Source organism: Micromonospora sp. H61, from assembly GCF_018070325.1.
Lineage (GTDB): Bacteria > Actinomycetota > Actinomycetes > Mycobacteriales > Micromonosporaceae > Micromonospora > Micromonospora salmantinae.
Genome location: NZ_JAGPXY010000160.1, coordinates 1 through 3,509 on the forward strand (window position 1 = coordinate 1; position 3,509 = coordinate 3,509).

Annotated in this window: 3 protein-coding genes and 1 pseudogene; 2 read left to right on the forward strand and 2 right to left on the reverse strand. The window is 67.7% G+C overall.

Annotated elements, in window-relative coordinates:
• Positions 1–427: pseudogene (locus KBX08_RS32510) on the forward strand (type VI secretion protein); the annotation flags it as partial.
• Positions 428–483: 56 nt separating this feature from the next.
• Here KBX08_RS32510 and KBX08_RS32515 read toward each other — a convergent pair.
• Entirely contained in the window at positions 484–1,173 is a 690-nt protein-coding gene (locus KBX08_RS32515; protein WP_139587230.1) for an IS6 family transposase, read from the reverse strand.
• A gap of 487 nt (positions 1,174–1,660) precedes the next feature.
• Between KBX08_RS32515 and KBX08_RS34240 the strand changes: the two genes are divergently transcribed.
• Positions 1,661–1,819, forward strand: a complete 159-nt coding sequence (locus tag KBX08_RS34240; protein ID WP_247670448.1) for a hypothetical protein — start codon at positions 1,661–1,663, stop codon at positions 1,817–1,819.
• Positions 1,820–2,276: 457 nt separating this feature from the next.
• Here the strand turns inward: KBX08_RS34240 and KBX08_RS32525 are convergent.
• Positions 2,277–3,509: hypothetical protein (locus tag KBX08_RS32525; protein WP_210787598.1), on the reverse strand; the 1,233-nt coding region annotated here is incomplete at its 5' end.

Genomic DNA, 3,509 nt, shown 5'->3' on the forward strand with positions numbered 1-3,509 from the left:
GCCCCCGACCGGGCCGACCCGCTGGCTCCTCGACGCCGCCGCGTGGGCCGAGCAGCGGCCGTGGCTGCTGGCCGTGGCCGCCGCCGCCCTCGTGGTCTTCGTCGCCGGGCGCAAACTGCTCGCCCTGGGGCGGCACCGCCGCCACGCCGACGGCGCCCGCCTCGTCACGATCGCCCCACCACCAGAGGTCGACCCACACAGCGCCCAGGCCCTGTGGGCGAACCTCACCGGCACCCTCACCCCATCCCGGCGCCGACGCCTGCTCCACGGCAGCCCGCACGTGGTGTGGCAGTACACCTGGACCGGGCGGCGGCTGCTCATCTCCGTCTGGGTGCCCGGCACCGTCCCACCCGGCGCCGTCGAAGCCGCCATACGCGCCGCCTGGCCGGGCGCCGCCTGCACCACCGACGACACACCCCCACCGCCGAGGCGCCGTTGCGTTACTGGATCGTTGGACGCGTTGAGCCTGTATCGGGTCGACGGTCAGATCGCTTGGGCGAGTTCGGTGAACGCAGCGGCGGCCCGCGTTGTCGGCCGGGCGTCGACGGCGAGTTCATAGTGTCCGCGTCGTAGGTTCTGCATGAAGGCGTGTCCGGCGATGATCACTTGTGCTGTCTTGTCGGTTCGTAGCCCGCGCATCGATCGCACCCGGTGTTTGAGGCGGCTGTGATCGGCCTCGATCGGATTGTTGGCGTACTGCTCGACGTGGTGCCACGCCTGCGGGATCAGTTCGTCGAGCACGCCGGGGTAGACCGCGGCGGCGTCGGTGATGACCTCGCTGGGTGTCACCTTCAACGTCGACAGGGCCCGACGGAAGAACCTGCGGGCCGCCTCGGCGTCCCGGCGGGTCGAGACGAGCACGTCGATGACCTGCCCGTACTGGTCGATCGCACGGTACACGTAGCGCCATATCCCGTTGACCTTGACATACGTCTCGTCGACGAACCACCTGTCGCCGGGTGAGTGGCGGCTGAAGCGGGCGGCGTCGGCCAGCAGCGGGGTGAACCGCTGTACCCATCGGTAGACGGTGACGTGGTCGACCTCGATGCCGCGTTCGACCAGCAGTTCTTCAACGTCACGGTAGGACAGGTTGAACCGCAGATACCACCGCACCGCGACCACGATGACCTCGGCTGGGAACCGGAACCCGGCGAACGCCGACGTCGGTGGCAGCCACGGGCGAGAGCGGGTCGGCGACTTCACCGCTCAAGCCTGCCTCGACCCTGCCAACGCTCAACGCAACGGAGCCAGCCGCGGTGCGCCTTCCGGGCGAGCGGCGAGTGTTCCACACCTACGCGGCCTGGGACGGCTGGGCGTTCGACCACTCAGGGTGGAATCTTGAGCCTCAACTGATGGCGGTCAACACAAACTTCGAAGGCCAACCGCTAGAGCGCCTCAAGATCACAGAAGGCCTCGCTGAGTTCTGCCAGAAGCACCACCACCGCATGCCGAACCAGTACTGGCATGACCCGCGCCCCCGTGCCCGCGACTACATCGGCCGACACATCCCACCCTGGGCATAGTCCCTTACCAGGCGCTCATTTCGACAACACACACCTGCCGAGCGGGCACCGGCCGTTCACACGACCGATCAGCGGCAGACCCGTGCGCCGGTAGGAGCCGTCGCACTGTTCCTGCCGCGACATTGAATAATCCGCGCGTGGATATTGCCGAACCGCTCGCTCGAGCTACGGCCATGGTCCCGGCTGATATCGTCAACGAGGCCGGCGTGACGGTGGTGGACGTACGTGAGTACCTCGACCACGACGAGTGGGAAGTCGCGCTCGACCTCCTTGCAGACCTCGACACGGGTTGGTGACCGCCAACCGTTTGGTGGGATCTGCTGATCGACAGCGCCGAGCTGATGTGGCTCTCCGACGCCGCCGCATGGTGCCACTGGGGCCGGTGGGAGAGCATCCACGGAATCGTCCGCGCCGAGTTGCGACTCCTGCCGCCCACCGAAGGCGGCCGACGAACACCGATCCCGGGCAAGGGCATCCTCCGACCGCTCTGGGACCTCGGCAGGCGTACGGCTGCGGGCGATCCCGATCTGCTCGTGGCACGCGTCGGGGTGGAGTCCGCGCCAGCGTTATCACCAGGCGCCACCGGGTGGTCCGCCTGGGCCCACTATCCCCAGCCCTCTGGAGTCACCTACAGCCGGGCATGACGCTCACCATGCACGAGGGCCGGCCCGCGGTAGGAACGGCCACCATCATCGAGGCGTCGAACGCGCGCTGCCAAGGCAATGGAAGCTGGCCCCGGATCGCTAGACCCGGTCAACCAGGAATGGATGCCGCAGCGAGGATCCGACCGGCGGCTGCGCGAAGCTGGGCGGGGTCGTCGGTGGCACACACCGCGCAGCCGGTGTGGACCTCGCCGTCGGGCATCACCACTGAGCCGTCGTCCGTAGGAGCAGGCCCGTAAGCGACGATGTTGTTCCCCCCAATCAGCGGCCGGTTGAGCACAGGCCGCAGATAGGGAAGGGCGTACGCCATGACCGCGTCAGCCGTCCGCAGTGCGACGGTGCCGCCCTGTGGTGCGGCACTCAGCCGGAACCCCTCGGTAACAGGCCGTTTAGCGATGTCTGCGAGTTGATGATCCAGCAAGTGCAGCGCGCTGGTGGTGAGCACGGCAACGTAGTTCTGCCCCGGTAGTGTGACGATCTCCCTTACATCACCACCTAAGTGCCGTTCCGCCGTCGGCCGTCCCGTCAGGACGTCCACCGCCTTGATGCTTCCGTCGGACCAGGCCATCACCAGGCGGTCGTCGAAGGCCGCTACCGCGGATACGACGTGGCTGGCTCCGAGGTTAGGGCCCTGCACTCGTACACTTGGCAGCCGGCGAGGGCCATCACCTGCCGTGGTGTCCCAGGCGTCGATCAGATCGCTCCGAACGGACCACGTGCGCCGGCCCGAGGGTGCGAGGGCGATACGGCCGTCAGCCGCGACGCTCCATTCCTGCCGCGCGCCGTGCGAAGCATACATCTGCCGGGCTGCGTCATCGACCAGGCCGATGACGTCACCCTTCGGCGAACTGATCCACCGGGCCTGCGAATTCCACACGAGATGCCTGCGCACTCCGGTCCACCGGATCACCGCACCAGATCGTCGCCAGAGGAAGAGTTCGACCGCTTCCTTCCACGGTTGAGCAGCCGTGGTCATCAGCAGGCCGCCTGCCACGAAGCCAACCGGATGCAGTGAGACAGGGTCATTGTCGTCCGGCACGCCCGGCGGAATCGACGCCACGCGTTTTGCCGGCAGGACGAACATGCTGCCTCCCACCGTGCCGACCGCCAGGTAAGGAACACCGGGGAATGACCCTACGGAGCTTGCCATGGTGATCTGGCGGGATTTTCCGTCCGACGGCAGCCGGAACGGTGGCCGCAGCACGGCGGGACTGCCCTCGCCGGGGCCGTAGTCAATAATCGGGAGATTGCCGCCGGGTTGACCGTAGTCGATGACGTCGAAGCGGCCGTTGGTGCCTAGCCGCGCCGTGACCGACCGGCGCTC